General features: G+C 50.1%; 14 protein-coding genes. 10 read left to right on the top strand and 4 right to left on the bottom strand.

All coding sequences use genetic code 11. From position 1 onward, the window contains the following. The first annotated feature begins 21 nt into the window (after positions 1–21). Complete coding sequence (locus P2G88_RS05520; RefSeq protein ID WP_275794740.1) at positions 22–2,388, top strand: PilZ domain-containing protein; 2,367 nt, start codon at positions 22–24, stop codon at positions 2,386–2,388. 27 nt (positions 2,389–2,415) lie between these two features. On the opposite strand, the gene P2G88_RS05515 is transcribed toward P2G88_RS05520, so the two are convergent. Beyond that, positions 2,416–4,038, bottom strand: a complete 1,623-nt coding sequence (locus P2G88_RS05515; RefSeq protein WP_275794738.1) for a response regulator — start codon at positions 4,036–4,038, stop codon at positions 2,416–2,418. 261 nt (positions 4,039–4,299) lie between these two features. Here P2G88_RS05515 and P2G88_RS05510 point away from each other — a divergent pair, with 261 nt between their 5' ends. The 6 genes from P2G88_RS05510 (at position 4,300) to gmhB (ending at position 10,389) form a co-directional block, all read left to right on the top strand. Next, entirely contained in the window at positions 4,300–5,790 is a 1,491-nt protein-coding gene (locus tag P2G88_RS05510; protein WP_275794736.1) for a CoA-acylating methylmalonate-semialdehyde dehydrogenase, read from the top strand. Positions 5,791–5,860: 70 nt separating this feature from the next. After that, positions 5,861–7,018, top strand: a complete 1,158-nt coding sequence (locus P2G88_RS05505; protein WP_275794734.1) for an acyl-CoA dehydrogenase family protein — start codon at positions 5,861–5,863, stop codon at positions 7,016–7,018. A gap of 10 nt (positions 7,019–7,028) precedes the next feature. Then, positions 7,029–8,171: an enoyl-CoA hydratase/isomerase family protein gene (locus P2G88_RS05500; protein ID WP_275794733.1), complete on the top strand. Its 1,143-nt coding sequence runs from the start codon at positions 7,029–7,031 to the stop codon at positions 8,169–8,171. A 10-nt stretch (positions 8,172–8,181) separates the two neighbouring features. Then, positions 8,182–9,078: a 3-hydroxyisobutyrate dehydrogenase gene (mmsB, locus tag P2G88_RS05495; protein ID WP_275794732.1), complete on the top strand. Its 897-nt coding sequence runs from the start codon at positions 8,182–8,184 to the stop codon at positions 9,076–9,078. A 16-nt stretch (positions 9,079–9,094) separates the two neighbouring features. Then, a complete protein-coding gene (locus P2G88_RS05490; protein ID WP_275794731.1) occupies positions 9,095–9,856 on the top strand; it encodes an SDR family oxidoreductase in 762 nt (253 codons plus the stop codon). Then, a complete protein-coding gene (gene gmhB / locus P2G88_RS05485) occupies positions 9,856–10,389 on the top strand; it encodes a D-glycero-beta-D-manno-heptose 1,7-bisphosphate 7-phosphatase (protein WP_275794730.1) in 534 nt (177 codons plus the stop codon). Before P2G88_RS05490 ends, gmhB begins: the two co-directional genes overlap by 1 nt. Positions 10,390–10,401: 12 nt before the next feature. Here gmhB and P2G88_RS05480 read toward each other — a convergent pair whose 3' ends face one another. Both P2G88_RS05480 and P2G88_RS05475 read right to left on the bottom strand, forming a co-directional pair. Continuing rightward, positions 10,402–11,940, bottom strand: a complete 1,539-nt coding sequence (locus tag P2G88_RS05480; RefSeq protein WP_275794729.1) for a DUF3413 domain-containing protein — start codon at positions 11,938–11,940, stop codon at positions 10,402–10,404. Beyond that, the gene (locus P2G88_RS05475; RefSeq protein ID WP_275794728.1) at positions 11,937–12,191 is read right to left on the bottom strand and encodes a DUF1414 domain-containing protein; all 255 of its coding nucleotides are present in this window, start codon (positions 12,189–12,191) and stop codon (positions 11,937–11,939) included. Before P2G88_RS05475 ends, P2G88_RS05480 begins: the two co-directional genes overlap by 4 nt. Positions 12,192–12,362: 171 nt before the next feature. Here P2G88_RS05475 and yejK point away from each other — a divergent pair, with 171 nt between their 5' ends. From yejK to P2G88_RS05460, 3 genes are all read left to right on the top strand, one after another. Then, on the top strand, positions 12,363–13,370 hold the full coding sequence (gene yejK, locus P2G88_RS05470; RefSeq protein ID WP_275794727.1) for a nucleoid-associated protein YejK: 1,008 nt from the start codon (positions 12,363–12,365) through the stop codon (positions 13,368–13,370). Positions 13,371–13,450: 80 nt separating this feature from the next. Continuing rightward, entirely contained in the window at positions 13,451–14,332 is an 882-nt protein-coding gene (locus P2G88_RS05465) for a 6-carboxytetrahydropterin synthase (RefSeq protein ID WP_275794726.1), read from the top strand. Beyond that, positions 14,325–15,122, top strand: a complete 798-nt coding sequence (locus P2G88_RS05460; protein WP_275794725.1) for a M23 family metallopeptidase — start codon at positions 14,325–14,327, stop codon at positions 15,120–15,122. The genes P2G88_RS05465 and P2G88_RS05460 overlap by 8 nt, the downstream gene beginning before the upstream one ends. Here P2G88_RS05460 and P2G88_RS05455 read toward each other — a convergent pair. Continuing rightward, positions 15,112–16,908: a PDZ domain-containing protein gene (locus P2G88_RS05455; protein ID WP_275794724.1), complete on the bottom strand. Its 1,797-nt coding sequence runs from the start codon at positions 16,906–16,908 to the stop codon at positions 15,112–15,114. The two genes, P2G88_RS05460 and P2G88_RS05455, sit on opposite strands and share 11 nt — an antisense overlap. Between the last annotated feature and the right edge of the window lie 63 nt (positions 16,909–16,971).

Below are 16,971 nucleotides of genomic sequence, written 5' to 3'. Positions count from 1 at the left end.
TCTTTGCGCGGCGTCTGATTTTTGCTGAACAAGGAGAGCAGCACCAACGGGGTATCAGTTTTGGCCTTTAGTGACGAAGAACTCATCATTAAGCAGTATCACAAAGTTGTGAGGGCCCTTATTCCTTACCAGCAGCAAAACAAACTGTTGGAGGGGCTCAACAAGTTTTCTGGTCAATTGCCTGGCCGGATTAGAGCAGTGATCAAGAAAGAAGTCATGCGGCTGACTTCGCCCACTGACACGCCCGCTGATAATTCTGCCTTCGCCCAATTCCCTGTAAAAAAGTTCAAGCATTTTGGCGTCACGATGCGATTGGACCGGGTCGGCAAGGAAATCCTCGAAAAAGAGTCTCAGCTTTATCAAGACCGCTATACCGTTGGGGTGCTTGAGTCTGTGATGAGTTCCGAGTCTTATCAATCACAGGTAAGGCTCGCGCAACAAAAGAAAATTGTTGAAGCCTTTACTGTTCAGACCCAAACCCTTGAGGATATTGAGTTTGGCCCTGACTTAGCCATTTGCCCCAATTATCCGGTGTTTTGTACCCACTTTGAAAAAGGCAAAAGCCTGCCAATTGCCGCGTTGTCAGCCTTTGGCATAACGGTAGAAACCATCAGAACACCTGCTTATGAAGACATCAACGAAGGGGAATTCAGCTTTGTCTTTCCCGATGTTTTTGGTTTTTGCGCGAAGGGTACGGAGCTTCGCTACCGATTTAAGGGGATCAGTTTTAACAAGGACACCAGTAAGTTCGAAACGCAATTCGCTCTCAGTCCCGCCAATGATGAGAAACTGATCCAGCGGCTGGGCCAGTATATCTTGAACGTTCAGACTCAATTGCCTTTGCAGCGTGACTTGGAAATGGAACGCACCATGCACAACCTGGAGCGCGACAGAGTGCTGGATAACAGTCCCTGGCTGCCCATTTTTTTGTGTAAGAGTCCGGTAGGATTAAGGCCCACTGTCGCCTTATTGACCCAGGCCAATATGAAAGCCAATCCCAATCTGAAATCCGGGCGCGACCTGCCTTGCAGACAGATCATGGATAAGGTGTTGGTGGAAATGAAGGAGTGTGACGAGACGTTTCTGTTGATGGGCAGGATAAACAGTAAGCAAGGCCCTGTAGATATCGCTGCTACCCATCGTGAGTTAATTGACAGGGGACTGCTTGGGCAATTTATTCGACTGTTGATGGACAGTGGTGAATTTGTGGTTTATCACCTGCGGCTCAGATGGGTTGAGAATAGGGAGCGCGTCATGGCGTTTGGCTCCCATGACATCATTCCAAGCGATTATCCGGAGCTTGAGAAAATGACCCATATTCTCTATTGCCGCGATGTATCCAGTTGGATTGGCAAACTGCAGGAACGCTCTCCTAAGCCCTTTAAAGTGTTCCCCAAGTCATTTATTAACACTGATGATAAATGGCAGCTGGATGTACTGATGGAAGAGGCCATGGATAGGCGCAAGGAGCCGCGTTACACCCTTAACAAAGCGGCGACGGTGCGCACGGGACTGCTGACCAGTTATGAAGCTGTGGTTACCGATATTTCTGCCTGCGGTATGCGTCTTACCCTGGACGACGAAGATTTTATGGCGCCCGAAGAGGTGAAAGTGACGGTGCCGGGTCTCAGACTTAAGGGAGAGAGTTACAAGGTGCTCTCATACAACCCCCGAGATAAAAGTTTGCGGTTGCAACTTCAGGTCAATAAGAGCAAAGCAGCAGAATTCATACAAGAAACGGTGGTAAGGAATACAGAGTATTTTTCACCACGGGATATTATTCGTCAGCAGCGCAATGTCCATCGCTTTATCTGGGAACTGGCCATGCGTCATGTGCCTGCGATCGCCGTACTGGTTGCTCAGAACCGCTTTACTATCGACAGGCTGAGAACGGTGTATGGTTCGCAGGACTCAACCGATTTAAAACCCTTTCATTCCTTCCAGCATCAGGTTTCGCTGCATGGCTTCTTCGCCGATAAAAAAGCCGATAAACCCAAGTCGTCCCTGCTGCAGGATATGCTCAGTAATAAGCGTCAGGAGGCGCACGCCGTGCATTGTGTGCGCCGCGACGACGGCCGCACTATTTATATTGAAGAGCAGGATTTTTTATATGGACACCTGCGCAATCAAATTTGTGACAAGGTCGCCAGTGATGCCATTTTTGCCTGTGTGAGTCAGATAAATGCGGTCAAATGTAAGGACTATACTTGCCTGACAACCAAACGGCTGGCACAGTTGTCAAAAATTGATAAAGGGGCCTACGAAAAGATGAAGGAAATTCAAAAAGCCTACACCCACGTTTTATATATCACCAATATTTCTGAATTTCACAACGCCCTGTTAAAAGCCGGAATTTATCCGGTGAAGTCGATGGCGGTGGCCAGTTAACAGTCAAAAAGTCCGTCTTTCGGCGATTCAGTTGCTGTCCTCCAGTTCTAATGCTCGTATTTTTCCCTTTATATCTTTAAACCGGTTGGCGTTTGCTGCGCTAAGTTGATGTCCTTGTAATTCATTCACCAGTGCCGAAATCGACGCTTTCTTGTGCTCTTTTGTGGCGGTTTCTGCCATGCAATGCAGTAAGTTAAGACTGAAAGCCGGCTCATCGGGAAACAAAATATAGGCCTGGTAGAACAAATCCTTAGCTTCTGAAAACTGGTTTTTAACGTAAAAGGCTTGTCCTTGCTGGTTAAAAGACACGGCCCGGGCTCGTTTTTCTCCCAATAACTCCTCGTTTTTGGCCATCTTCAAACTGGTAATGGTGCGCTCATTCTCATCTGGCAGTTGTTTGAGTTTTTGTTCCAGTTCCAGCAGCATTTCAGAGGCTCGACAGTCATTGCCAAGCCCGTGCCAGGCACTGACCGCATCTGACAAGGTGGATGCATCCATGGATTGGGTATCCAGCATGGCCTCGTCGGCTAATAACTCCGCCGCTTTTTTGTTGTCCTCTTCCATTAGGGCTGCCAGTGCAGCCAAGTAGTTGCGCTTGGCATCAACATCCTGCAATTGATTACCACGCGCAGCACTACCAATCAAAAAACGGGTCAGTTGCAGATAACGACTGCGTTCTTGCTGTGGCTTTTGCTCGGCCAGGTCGAGGTAAACCCGGGCCAGATCCATGGTAATGTCATAATAGCGCTCACGAAAATTACGGTTGGATTCTCGCTTTTTCTCGAGCAGGCCGATGGCCATATCCACCTCATCACGCATTTGGTAGAGATTGGCTTTTAAGAGCGCAGCCGAAACCGACAGCTCGCTTTCTTTAATGCGGTCGATGTATTGCTGTGCCTTGTCGTACTCCTTTCGCTCAATATTGATCCGCGTCAGCCACTCGCAGGCTTTGTCATTGGTCAGGTGGGTATCCAGCAGGGCTTCGAGCATCTTCTCGCTTTTTTCCACCTCACCATTTTTGTAGGTGCATTGGATAAGGCCCCATTTGGCCCATAAAATTTTATCCGAGGTTTTGAGTATGCCTTCATAAATGGCGGCACCTTCGGCATAACGCTCCAGCCTGACCAACAACCTTGCCTTAAGTTTGACCATGGGGGTTTGGTATTTGGGACGCTCATTGACCTTCAGCATCTCGTCCAGCAGTTCCAGTGCCTGCTGATTTTGCTCTTGATCCATCAGTTTGAGTACCGGCAGCAGGTAGCGATTTTGCTGAATGCAAGCCATCAGGCTTTTTTCCAGGTTACGTATGGTGTAGGGCTTTAACACCAATGCATCGGGGTGGACGTCGAATATCTGGCCGATAATGACCGGGAAGCGATCGGAAGTAATAAAGATGATACAGGTAGAGGGTTTGATCAGGCCTTCCTGCTGAAGTTCATTGACCACTTCCACCCCGTTTTTGTGCAGGCCGAGATGGAAATCCATCAGAACAAGGTCGTAGTGACGTTGGCGCAACACCGATTTGAGTTCCCGTCCGTGGCTGTAACAACCTACATCGGAAAAGCCCATACCCATCAAAAGATTTCTCAAGTTGATTCGGGCAACCCCGTTGTCCTCAACGATAGCAATATTGATTTTGGTGGCTTGCAAACCCTGACTCCGGACCGGGGACACTGCAAAACCATCATAGCAATCAATAGTCTTCGCTGCAGGTGCATTGAACAAAAAGTTGTCATTCATTATTCAGCCACTTGCGGCCTGATGAACATGTACAAGGAAGTTGTCATTGGACCAATCAAATTTTTACAACTTTACGTTAACGTGAAGGTAAAAATTCTGCTAATGTGGGACACACATTTTTTACAACTAACGGTCATAATAATGAATGACCAACAGATGCAAAGGTGAGCCATGAAACATGTCCCTTTACTGATCAACGGTGAGTTTATTTCCTCTCAGTCAGATCAGCAGATCGAGGTTACCAACCCGGCCAACAATGAAGTCATCGCCAAGGTACCTTGTGCAACCAGCAATGAGATGGAAGTGGCAATCGCCAGCGCCAAAGAGGCATTCACAACCTGGCGCAATGTGGCAGTCCCTGAACGTGCCCGTTTAATGATGCGCTATCAGGCGTTGTTAAAAGAGCATCATGATGAAATTGCAAAGATCCTGAGTAAGGAAACCGGCAAGACGTTTGACGATGCTAAAGGCGATGTATGGCGAGGTATCGAAGTGGTTGAGCAGGCCATGAACATTCCGGCTTTACTGATGGGCGAAACGGTGGAAAACGTTGCCCGTGGTATCGACACTTACAGCTATATTCAGCCTCTGGGTGTGTGCGCCGGTATTACGCCTTTTAACTTCCCGGCTATGATCCCGCTGTGGATGTTTCCGTTAGCCATTGCTGCCGGCAATACCTTTGTGCTTAAGCCTTCCGAGCAGGATCCGCTGACGCCGACCCGCCTGGCAGAGTTATTCCTGGAAGCCGGTGCGCCCAAAGGGGTACTGAACGTGGTGCACGGCGGTGCCCAGCAGGTGGATCACCTGTTGACGCATCCCGATATTAAAGCGGTCTCTTTTGTGGGCTCGGTGCCGGTTGGCCAGCATATCTACAAAACCGCCACATCCCATATGAAACGCGCGCAGTGTTTTGCCGGTGCCAAAAACCATTCGGTGATCATGCCCGATGCCAATAAGGCTCAGGTGCTGAACAGCCTGGTGGGGGCGTCCGTGGGCGCGGCCGGTCAGCGTTGTATGGCCATTTCGGTAGCGGTGTTTGTGGGTGAAGCGAAAAACTGGATCCCTGAACTGGCCGAGATGATCGCCAAGGTAAAACCTGGTCTTTGGAACGACAAAGAAGCCGGTTATGGTCCGTTGATTAGTCCTAAAGCCAGAGACCGCGTGCTGTCATTGATTGCACAAGGCAAGGCCGAAGGCGCCAGTTGCTTGGTCGATGGCTCTGGTTTTACCGTACCCGGTTATGAGAAAGGCAACTGGGTGGGGCCAACTGTATTTGCTGATGTCACCGACGATATGAGCATCTACAAAGAGGAAATCTTTGGACCCGTGCTGTGCTGCATGTCGGTGGACTCCCTGGAAGAAGCCATTGCCCTGGTTAACCGTAACCCCTTCGGTAACGGTACCAGCATCTTTACCGCAAATGGCGCGGCTGCGCGTAAGTATCAGCATGAAATCGAAGTCGGACAGGTGGGCATAAACGTGCCGATTCCGGTTCCGCTGCCATTCTTCTCCTTCACCGGCTGGAAGAATTCTTTCTACGGTGATCTGCATGCCTACGGCAAGCAAGCGGTGCGTTTCTATACTGAAACCAAGACCGTCACCAGCCGCTGGTTTGAGGACGATATTCCGCACGGTCCCAATATGACTATTTCCCTGCGATAGTTATTTCTTCGTTTGAATGGCCGGGCATGTCCCGGCCTGTTTCATTCATCTTGTGATAGGTAGATAAGACGTGAACTTTAATCTGACCGACGACCAATTGGCTTTTGCCGAAACCGCCAGACAGTTTGCCCAGCAGGAGCTGGCGCCTTATGCCGCGCAGTGGGATCGCGAGCATACTTTTCCCAAAGCGGTGATTCAAAAAGCCGGTGAGCTGGGTTTCTGTGGTTTATATACTCCCGAAGAGGCCGGAGGCCTGGGTTTATCCAGACTGGATTCATCGATTATTTTTGAGCAGCTGTCTATGGGTTGCACCACCACCACTGCCATGATGACCATTCACAATATGGCCACCTGGATGGTGGCTAGCTTTGGCACCGAAGCCGTCAAAGAAGCATGGTGTGAGTCTTTGGTCACCGGCGAGAAGCTGGCTTCCTATTGTCTGACCGAGCCTGGTAGTGGCTCCGACGCTGCATCTCTTCGCACCAGCGCCAAACGTGATGGCGATTTTTATGTGTTAAACGGCTCCAAAATGTTTATCTCTGGTGCCGGTGAAACGGAACTGTTAGTGGTGATGGTACGCACTGGCGAAGCTGGTCCCAAGGGCATCTCTGCGGTGGTGGTGCCAGCCGATGCAGAAGGTGTCATCTACGGTAAAGCCGAAGAAAAAATGGGCTGGAATGCCCAGCCTACGCGTCTGGTCACCTTCGAGAATGTCAAAGTGCCGGTGGATCATCTGCTTGGCAAAGAAGGCGAAGGCTTTAAATTTGCCATGATGGGGCTTGATGGGGGGCGTATCAATATTGCCACCTGTTCTGTTGGTACTGCGCAGCAGGCTTTGAATACCGCCAAGGCCTATATGCAGGAGCGTGAGCAATTTGGTAAACCTCTGGCTGCGTTCCAGGCGCTGCAATTTAAAATTGCCGATATGAATACCGAGTTGGTAGCGGCAAGACAAATGGTTCGACTGGCTGCGTTTAAGCTGGATAACAACGATCCCGAAAAAACAGCCTACTGCGCCATGGCCAAGCGGTTTGCCACCGATATTGGATTCAAAGTGTGCAATGAGGCACTGCAGATCCACGGTGGTTACGGTTATATTTCTGAGTATCCGTTGGAGCGCCATGTACGCGATGTACGTGTCCACCAAATACTTGAGGGGACCAATGAGATCATGCGTTTGATCATCGCCCGTCGGGTACTGGCTGAAGATGCCGGTTTGCTGGAATAAGGGAGAAACCATGAATGAGATAAGCTCTGAAGCTGCAGTGATATTTGCGGAACTGCCGGCCGGTGAAGGGAAACGCATCGGTCATGCTACGCTGAATAAACCCAAGGCGCTGAATGCGCTGAATCTGGATATGATCCGCCTGCTGCAGCCTCAGCTTGAAGCCTGGAAAGCTGATGAGGGTATTGTGGCCGTGGTGCTTGACGGCAGCGGCGACAAAGCCTTTTGTGCCGGTGGTGATGTGGTGGCCATGCATCAGGCGATGAAGGCCAGTCCCGGGAAGGTGCCTGCCATGCTGGAAACCTTCTTTACCGAAGAATATCGCCTTGATCATTTTATCCATACCTTCGGTAAGCCTTTTGTGGTGTGGGGCAACGGTATCGTCATGGGGGGCGGACTTGGCTTAATGAATGGCGCCAGTCACCGCATTGTGACTGCTACTTCCCGTATCGCCATGCCGGAGATCAGCATTGGACTCTATCCTGATGTGGGTGGAAGCTGGTTCTTAAATCGCATGCCTGGTGGGGCAGGGCTCTTTCTCGGCCTGACCGGCGCCAGCATCAATGCTGCCGATGCATTGTATATCAAACTGGCAGATTACTTTATTAATCATGAGCTTAAAGCGGACTTCCTGGCGCAACTGCAGCAATTAAAATGGGGTAATACGCAAAGCCTCAATAACGAAAAATTGAGTCAGCTGTGTTTGCAGTTCCAGCGTGACAGTCAGTTGCAGGTGCCTAGTGGCAATGTTAAAGCGCATCAGTCTCTGATCAACAAACTAACCGCTCACAACAGTGCCGCAGAAGTGGTTAATGCTATCCTCACCCATGATCCTGGTGAGGATAAGTGGTTATCCAAAGCCATCGACAACCTGCGCCGCGGCTCTCCACTGACTGCCGCTATCGTGTTCAGACAACTTCAGGAAGGCAAGCAAAGGAATCTGGAAGACTGTTTCAGAATGGAACTGGGCTTGTCCTGCCGCTGTGGTGAAACCGGTGAGTTTCAGGAAGGGGTGAGGGCACTTTTGATTGATAAAGACAATCAGCCCACCTGGCTGTATCAGAATGTAGAAGAAATCCCCCAAAAAGAAATCGACAGGTTCTTCACATCCCCCTGGAAAGCAGAAGCGCATCCATTGGCTTCGCTGGACGAATAAAGGAGATCACATGCAAATCGCGTTTATTGGTTTAGGTAATATGGGCGGGCCGATGGCGGCCAATTTGGTTAAGGCAGGACATCGTGTGCATGTCTTTGACCTGGTAGCGGAAAATATGCAGCAATTGGCCAAACTTGGGGCGATTGCCGCTAGCAGTGCCGCTGTGGCAGCGCAAGATGCTGAAGTGGTTATTACCATGCTGCCTGCCGGCAAACATGTGCGTGGTTTGTATCTCGGTGAACATGGGTTGGAGCAGGTGCTGGACGAGGGGACCCTAGTGATTGATTCGAGCACCATCGATGCCGAATCCGCCCGTGTTGTGGCCCAGGGGCTGGCAAAACGGCGCATTGATTTTGTCGATGCGCCGGTATCGGGCGGCGTGGCTGGCGCTGCGGCAGGAACATTGACTTTTATTGTCGGTGGCAGACCAGAGCAGTTTATGCGGGCCAAGCCTGTGCTTGAAGCCATGGGTAAAAACATTTTCCATGCTGGCGATCATGGTGCAGGGCAGGTAGCCAAAATCTGCAACAATATGCTGTTAGCCGTGCTGATGACCGGTACCAGTGAAGCCTTGCAATTGGGCATGGCCCATGGCTTGGATCCCAAGGTGCTATCGGAAATCATGCTGCAAAGCTCGGGTTGCAACTGGACATTGCAAAAATATAATCCTTGCCCAGGTGTGATGGACAATGTGCCTTCAAGCAAAGGCTATCAGGGTGGTTTTATGGTGGATCTCATGCGTAAGGACTTAGGCCTTGCCATGGATACCGCTCAGCAAAGCCATAGCGCTACACCCATGGGGGCGCTGGCGCAAAGCCTGTATGCCGTGCATAGCCAACAGGGCCATGGCCAACAAGATTTTTCCAGTATTTTTAATCTGCTTGGTAAAACTAAGCGGGATAAGTAGAAAAAGAGGACAATCAATGCAGCTTAAAGACAAAGTCATTGCCGTTACTGGCGCCGCTCAGGGACTGGGATTGGCCATGGCCGAGCATCTGGCCGCGCACGGAGCGCACTTGGCGCTTCTGGATCGACAGGAACAAGCCCTTGCCGATGCTGCAGCAGCTTTGCAGTCCCATGGGGTAAAAGTACAGACTTATGCGCTGGATGTGACCAATGAACAGCAGGTCGAACAAACCTTTGCAGCTATTGCCGAATCCTTCGGTGCACTGCATGGGCTGATCAATAGTGCAGGTATTATGCGCGATGGTTTGTTGCTTAAAGTGAAAGACGGCAAAGTCGTGGATAAAATGTCGTTGGAGCAGTTCCAGTCCGTTCTCAATGTCAACGTCACCGGCACGTTCTTGTGTGGCCGAGAGGCTGCGACGCAGATGATCAATACCGGCAGCGAAGGCGTGATCATCAATGTCTCCTCAGTATCCCGCGCCGGCAATATGGGACAAACCAACTATTCGGCCTCCAAGTCTGCGGTTGCCACCATGACGGTGAGTTGGGGCAAGGAACTGGCCCGTTTTGGCATTCGCACTGGCTGCGTGGCGCCCGGTTTGGTGGAAACGGCCATGGCTGCACAGATGCGTCCGGAAATGCGAGAGAAGTTCCTAAGCACGGTGCCGCTGCGCCGCCTGGCCGATCCGGATGAAATGGCGCATGCCGTGCGCTTTATCTTTGAAAATGACTACTTTACCGGCCGGGTACTGGAATTGGATGGTGGTACACGTATCTAATGGATAAGGCGGCATTTCTCGATCGCGATGGCATCATCAATGTCGATCATGGCTATGTCAGTTCGCCTGAACAGTTTGATTTTATGGAAGGCATATTCGAGCTGTGCGCTGCGCTGAAACAAAAGGGCTACAAGTTGGTCGTAGTCACCAACCAATCCGGCATTGGCCGTGGTTATTATTCGGAGCAAAGCTTCTGGCAATTGTCGGATTGGATGCGCGAACAATTTGAAGCCCAGGGGATCGTGTTGGACGGTATTTATTTTTGTCCACATCATCCCTCTGATGCCAGCGGAGAATACCGCTGTGAGTGCCAGTGCCGAAAACCAGCACCTGGTATGTTGCTTAAAGCCGCTGAAGAGCTCGATTTAGCCTTGTCACAAAGTCTGATGATAGGTGATAAGCAAAGCGATATGGAAGCGGCGAAAGCCGCTGGCCTCAAGGGGGGATTCCTCCTTACTGAAGCCACTGGCGGTTCAGATCCGTTTTACCGACAGGTCAGTCGGCTTTCAGCCATTGCGCCTTTGCTGAGCTAGTTCCCGGCAGCCCTAAGGCTGCTGGGCAAACCTGCTCAAATGTTTGATCCCCTGACTTAGTCTGTTCATGTTCAGGGGCTTGGCACTTTCCTCTCCGTCTGGCAAGTCATAGAGTTTGTAGTTGCCTTGGCTATCCACTTCGGTCTTTGTCTGACCTTCGATAAGGACAATCTTGCCGTTACTATTGCTAACCAGCCATTTGCGTTTGCTTGAGAGCAGAGACTGACCAGTGCTGTAGTTTTCCGACGGCGCCTGGCAGCCCAGGAAGTGCATCAAGGTGGGCAGCAAATCTTCATGGCTGGAAGGCACGTCGCCATCGGTCAGATCAATGTTGCTCAGCAGCGCCACTTCTTTGTTGGGTAACATGCGGGTAAGCAGCAAGGTGCTGTTTTTATGTAAATCGCCCGCCAACAGCAGATTCATTTGTTCTTCGTCTACAAAGCCAATGGCCAATTTCGGATTGGTTGAAGGCACAACCTGCGCAAAGGTATCCCAGTCTACCTGCAACGTAGACACCCCCTCAGGTAGCGGTGCAGCGGAGTAAATCATGGTCGGTAAGCCCAGTTTTTGGGTCAGATCCAAAGGCACCGGGCGCTGATTGCTCAGTACGTCCCGATACAACGAAGGGAGTCCGTAGAGGATAGAGAAACGGGCATCTTCCTGGTCACCGGCAATATCGAAGTGGGCTTTTTTCAGGTGCAGATCCAATGCTGAGCCCAAATGACCAATTCGCTTGTCCTGAGTGCCTACCAGCAACACCAGGTTGGCCTGATTGTCGATACCGCAGTACACCGGTGCGGTGGGATAAACTGCTGAGGTAAACTGGCTTTCCAACTGCAATTCTTTACGTCTTTGATAATTTTGAATATCCAATAAATCGTACTTGGATAACAAGGTCTTGGCGGTAGCAGGGTAGGACAAGGGAAACATATCATCCTGTTTGACGATAGGCTGATACAGATTGGCATCTGCCCAGATATGCGCCCCGTGGCTGGCGCTGAAACAGATCACAAAAAAGCTGACAATGGGCAGGCCAATACGCTTTTTCTGGAAGCGTTCGATGCGCTTCCATAGACCGTTTGCAAGCATCAACTGGAAGGACAGCCAGACCACAAAGAGCAAACCGAGAAAGCTCCATTGTTGCCAACTGAAACTGGCAATGAATATCTTGGTTTCGTTGCGAATGAGGTCGGCCGAACCCAGACTTAAGTGCAAACCATGCTTGTTGTATAGCAAGGCATCGAAAGCCAGCAATGCCAGTCCGACTGCCGCCAACACAGAGCTCAAACCCTTGACCAGATTTACATTGGGCAATATGTAGCAAAGGGGCAAAACAAACAGTACAAAGCCCAGGAAAGTAAGAAATGCGATATGGCTAAACCAATTACTCAGCAGGTAAGCCATGCCCAACGCCGAATTCGGCAAAGAAGAATTGAACACGTAAATCGAGGCAATGACGATAGCGATCAGGATATTAGCCAGGGCAAACCAATGTCCCCAACTCACCAATTTGGATACGCGCTGCCTTCTCGGCGTTTCACCTAAGATCATGACGGCTTTTTCTGACTGTGAGCAGGTGCTTGGTTGTCGCGCTGAATGCTTTTTAGCAGGATCTGGCTGAACTGTTCTGCCATGGCCACACGATCCTTGTCAGCAACCTGGTGATTAAACACATTGGTTAAAAGATTGCCCAGCACCATCAGCGACAAGTCGCGACCGGCCTGATGTTTTTCCAGTGCAGCGATAAGATCCTGGGTCAGGGCATCAAATTGGGCATCAGAATACTTGGATTTTTGAGGCATAATGTCGTTCTAGGGTAAAATCTGGCGGCAAGTGTATCATACCAAGTCGATTAATTAAGTGGTCAACACAAGGCGAGTCATTGGGACTTGATATCACTATAATGCGGTCCATCCCATGCGCAAGGTGCGCCTGACCCCCAAAGACCAAATAACAACGAGATCCGAGTTTTCATGAGTGCCATTATTCAAGATTTTGTCGTCCATCAGCTTCGCGTCAATGATAAGCAGGAACTGGCCCTGGTGCCACGAGACCGTTGTTTCGATATCAGTCCGGCCATAGAAGCCCTGGCTTCCCAAATACACAGTGCCTACAACGCGAAACCCGGTAAGGGCGTGGGGGCGTTGGATGATGCCGAGCATCCTCACTTTGCCCAAGAGTTACAACGCTTGATTAGTGCGGAGCAGGATTTCCATGCCTTCAGTGTGACCGTCGCCGAATTACTACGTAAGACGCTGATGGATTTTGCCACCCTGGAAACCGGTTTTTTGATCCTCTGTCGTTATCAATTTCTGGCCACTGACTTTCTAATGATTGCTTTGCTCAATACCAAGCAGCATGTGGAGATCAATCAGCATCTGGAGCTTAACTACAGCGATCATCTGGATTTAAGCCGTATGCAGTTGGCCGTGCGTATCGATTTAACTGATTTGCGGATTGCCGCCGATAAGAAGCGCTATGTCAGCTTTATCAAAGGGCGTGCCGGGCGCAAAGTGTCTGATTTTTTCCTGGCTTTCCTGGGTTGCAATGAACTGTTGGACATCAAGCAGCAAAATCGCCAGTTGGTGACCTCGGTAGATGAGTTTTTGGCCAGTGAGCAGTTAGACCCGCAAGAGAAGCAGCAAAGCCGACAGCAGGTGGCTGATTATTACAAAGAGAAATTGGAGCAGGGTGAGGATATCAGTGTAAAGGAACTGTCAGAGCGGATCAGTCAATCTGGCAGCGACACCGACTTTTATGCCTTTGTAAATGCCGAACAACCGGTGCTGGAGGAAACATTCCAGGCGGATAAAGCGGTGCTCAAGGGGTTAAGTAAGTTTAGCGGTGCGGGTGGTGGCGTTACTTTGAGTTTTGACCGAGCATTACTTGGCGATAAAGTGCAATATGATGCTAACACCGACACCTTAATCATTAGAGGCATTCCTCCGAATCTGAAGGATCAGCTGCTAAAAAACCGTTGATTTATTCAATCAAAACAGATCATTAAGCCCCGTGAGGGGCTATGTTATACTGCTGCTCTTGTTAACCAGGCCGTCCCAACATGCAATTATTCGTCAATGACCTTACCGTAATGGATTTTTCTTACCTTTGTCCTCGTCGTGGCATGGTGGGCGAAAGCTGGATAGTGGATGTGATTTTGGACGGTGGTTTAAACGAAGAAAGCATGGTGCTGGACTTTGGCCTGGTCAAAAAGCAATTAAAGCGGTTGATTGACGAGCATGTAGATCATAAGTTGCTGGTGCCTGCCGACAATCCACTTTGTCAGGTACAGCACAATGAGGCAGAAGAGCGGGTACTGGTGGATTTTCTGCGTGGTAGCGGCTTGTCTATTCACCTGAATTGCCCGGCCGATGCTTATGCCTTTATCTATGCTGATGAAATTTCCATGGCGTCGGTCAGCCAGTATCTTAAAGAGGTGATTGCCACCTCATTGCCGCAAAACGTGCAGGGGCTGACCTTAATGCTTCGTAGCGAGGTCATTAACAGCCCTTATTACCACTACACCCATGGCCTGAAGAAACACGACGGCAACTGTCAGCGCATTGCTCACGGTCACCGCTCTAAGGTGGTGGTCTTCAAAGATGAGCAAAATGCGCCGGATTTAGAGCAGTACTGGGCAACACGCTGGCAGGATATTTATATCGGCACCCGCGAAGATTTGGTTGAACTCGACACTTTACAATTGTCATCTCAGGCCCAGTCGATGGACTTGTCAGGGCACTATCCCTTTGCGTACGAATCTTCTCAGGGACGCTTCGAGCTGGTTATTCCCATGGCCGAAAGTGATTTGATCGACACCGATTCCACAGTGGAATGCCTGGCCCAATTTATGGCCGATGAACACAAGCGCATGCAGCCAAGCGCGCAGTTTAAAGTGATGGCATTTGAAGGGGTAGGCAAAGGGGCAATAGCCTATGCCTAAACTGCTTGGCTGTTTGTTGATGGCTTTTTGCGCCTGGAGTCAGGCATTGGAGCTTCGCGGTGAATTGACGCAGGGGACGCTGCTCAGAGGTCAGGTATTACCAAATTCCAAAGTGTGGCTTAACGATAAAGTAGTGAAAGTGTCACCCGAGGGCCAATTTGTGATTGGTTTTGGCCGTGATGCGGCACTTGAGCATCAGCTTGTCGTGCAATCAGGCAACCACAAAACCCAGCATCCGATTAAACTCAAAGCCCGGGAATATCCAATTCAAAAAGTGGATGGGGTCGAACAGAAATATGTGTCACCACCGGATTCGGTATTAAAGCGTATCGAGGAAGACAATCGTCAGATTGCCAAAGCGCGGGCAAAAGATACTGAATTAATGGGCTTTTGGCAGGACTTTAGCTGGCCGGCAAAAGGCAAAATCAGTGGCGTTTACGGCAGTCAGCGCATATTTAACGGGGTGCCCAAACGTCCTCATTATGGCTTGGATGTGGCAGGACCCGTTGGCACGCCGGTCTATGCACCTGCCGATGGTGTGGTTAGCCTGTTTGTAGCGGATATGTACTACTCAGGCGGTACCCTTATCCTCGACCACGGCTTTGGTGTGTCTTCCACCTTTATTCATTTAAGCAAAGGCCATGTCAAAGCCGGCCAGAAGGTGAAGCAGGGACAGTTGATAGCCGAAATAGGCGCCACTGGGCGGGTAACCGGGCCGCACCTGGACTGGCGTATCAATTGGTTTGATGAGCGTCTCGATCCGGCCCTGCTGGTTCCCGCTAATCCTTAAGTACGGTTCGCCACCTTTTTGATTTTTCACTGTCCATTTCTTTTAGTTCCAGCACTGTATCTGGCGCCTGACAGAGTTTGACGCTGAGAGTGAGCAATCTCCCCTGGCGGAACAGCACTATTTCAACAGGTATTGCCAATGGCAGCTGCGCAAAAAGCTGAGTGGCGTTGGACGCCGTTAACTGCAGATTGTCTGCCGCTATCAATTGATCTTTGGCACAGATCCCGGCTAATTCGGCAGGCGAGTCCTGCAAAACGCTTTGTACCAATAAACCACTATCCCCACCTTTATATAAAATCCCCAGGTAAGGATTGTAGGACTGGGTTTCGGCTGTTAAGCCATCGTTGAACTTGCCGCTACGACGGGTTACCTCCACGCCAACGTCGGATAGTAAGCTGGTTAGATCCAGCTTTTCCTTTGCATGCACCTTTGCCCTTAATGCATCAGCCAATCCCTGGTCAGACAAACGGGCGACCAGCTGCAGATAGTCGGCTTCGCTGGTGCCACGGCCGTGTCTGCCAAATTCCTGCCAAAGAAGTCGCATCATATGATCTAACGAAACCCGCCCCTGACTGTGTGCACGTAATGACAAATCCAGCCACAACGCCAATATACTGCCTTTGGTGTAATAGCTGACGATATTGTTAAGTGCGTCTTCACCCTGCTGGTAAAACTTGGTCCAGGCGTAAAAGCTGGATTCAGCCAGGCTCTGTTTGTACTGGCCCTGCCCACGCTCAACCCGGCTCAGGGTTTTGGAGAGAAGCTTGAGATAATCTGCAAAACTGATGATGCCTGCGCGGTACAAACTCAGATCGTCGTAATAGGACGTGATCCCTTCATAAGCCCAAAGCTGCGTGGTCATGACCTCCTGTCGCAAGTCATAGGGGACAAATTCTGCTGGTTTAATGCGACAGACGTTCCAGGCATGGAAATATTCGTGGGAAGCCAGGCTTAAAAAGGTTTTATAGCCCTCGCTTAGCTCATCTACCCGGTGTGGATTGGGAAAATCGAAGGTGCTGCACAAAAGCGCTGTTGAGTTGCGATGCTCAAGACCACCAAAGCCCTCTGGCAGAATATTCACCAAAAACCAGTACTCTTCAAAAGGGGGAGAGGACACATCGTCATTGCAGAACATGGCCACATGCAGTTCGCACAGTTTTTGTAAATCCTTGACAAGACGCGGGCCGTCGGCATAGTGCTTATTGCAAAGTACAACATGATGGGGAATCCCTCTGACCGGGAATTCCAGTACATCGAACTGTCCCATCTCAACCGGGCAGTCAATCAAATGGGCATAGTCATCTGCCAGGTATTCACCAAAGGCATATTTGGGTGTGCTTGTGGCGCGTGTTAAGCCGGTTGCCACCTGCCATGGTCGCTGACTGCTTTTAGGTGATAACAGCATTATTTGATGAGGTAAATGGTTTAACTCTTCGACCTGCAAAAACACACTGGAGCCATTAAAAAATCCACGGTTGTCATCTAAATAAGCGGTGCGAACAGAGGTGTCAAAGGCATAAATCTGATAGCGCACCAAGCAGCCTTTGCCCTTTGTTTGCAAAGCAAAGCGCTGTTTATCCAGTGGCGCATGATGGAGCACAACACCGTCTTCAGTCACTGCGCTTAGCCCGTGTAAGTGCCTGGCAAAGTCGCGGATCATATAAGAGCCTGGGATCCAGGCTGGTAAGCTCAAATGTAATGTGTCTGAATGATGGGCTGGAATATGCAAGCAGACATCGAAAAGATGTTGTTTGCGGCTATCTACATTGAGGTCAAATCTAATCATTTTGTATGGGATCTTTAGCTAGCACTGAATCAGTCTGCGCAGTAGACTGGTGGTGTAATCAGT

Origin of the sequence: Aliiglaciecola sp. CAU 1673 (assembly GCF_029223185.1) — a bacterium.
Lineage (GTDB): Bacteria > Pseudomonadota > Gammaproteobacteria > Enterobacterales > Alteromonadaceae > Bowmanella.
The sequence above is the reverse complement of the archived record's forward strand: the minus strand, read 5'-3'. Positions and strand labels throughout refer to the sequence as shown.

What these genes read in the sequence shown, in the direction of transcription:
- P2G88_RS05500 (WP_275794733.1), top strand. Translation starts at nt 7,029, where the DNA reads ATGAATGAGATAAGCTCTGAAGCTGCAGTGATATTTGCGGAACTGCCG.
- P2G88_RS05455 (WP_275794724.1), bottom strand. Translation starts at nt 16,908, where the DNA reads ATGATTAGATTTGACCTCAATGTAGATAGCCGCAAACAACATCTTTTC.
- yejK (WP_275794727.1), top strand. Translation starts at nt 12,363, where the DNA reads ATGAGTGCCATTATTCAAGATTTTGTCGTCCATCAGCTTCGCGTCAAT.
- P2G88_RS05465 (WP_275794726.1), top strand. Translation starts at nt 13,451, where the DNA reads ATGCAATTATTCGTCAATGACCTTACCGTAATGGATTTTTCTTACCTT.
- mmsB (WP_275794732.1), top strand. Translation starts at nt 8,182, where the DNA reads ATGCAAATCGCGTTTATTGGTTTAGGTAATATGGGCGGGCCGATGGCG.
- P2G88_RS05460 (WP_275794725.1), top strand. Translation starts at nt 14,325, where the DNA reads ATGCCTAAACTGCTTGGCTGTTTGTTGATGGCTTTTTGCGCCTGGAGT.
- P2G88_RS05480 (WP_275794729.1), bottom strand. Translation starts at nt 11,940, where the DNA reads ATGATCTTAGGTGAAACGCCGAGAAGGCAGCGCGTATCCAAATTGGTG.
- P2G88_RS05490 (WP_275794731.1), top strand. Translation starts at nt 9,095, where the DNA reads ATGCAGCTTAAAGACAAAGTCATTGCCGTTACTGGCGCCGCTCAGGGA.
- P2G88_RS05475 (WP_275794728.1), bottom strand. Translation starts at nt 12,191, where the DNA reads ATGCCTCAAAAATCCAAGTATTCTGATGCCCAATTTGATGCCCTGACC.
- P2G88_RS05510 (WP_275794736.1), top strand. Translation starts at nt 4,300, where the DNA reads ATGAAACATGTCCCTTTACTGATCAACGGTGAGTTTATTTCCTCTCAG.
- gmhB (WP_275794730.1), top strand. Translation starts at nt 9,856, where the DNA reads ATGGATAAGGCGGCATTTCTCGATCGCGATGGCATCATCAATGTCGAT.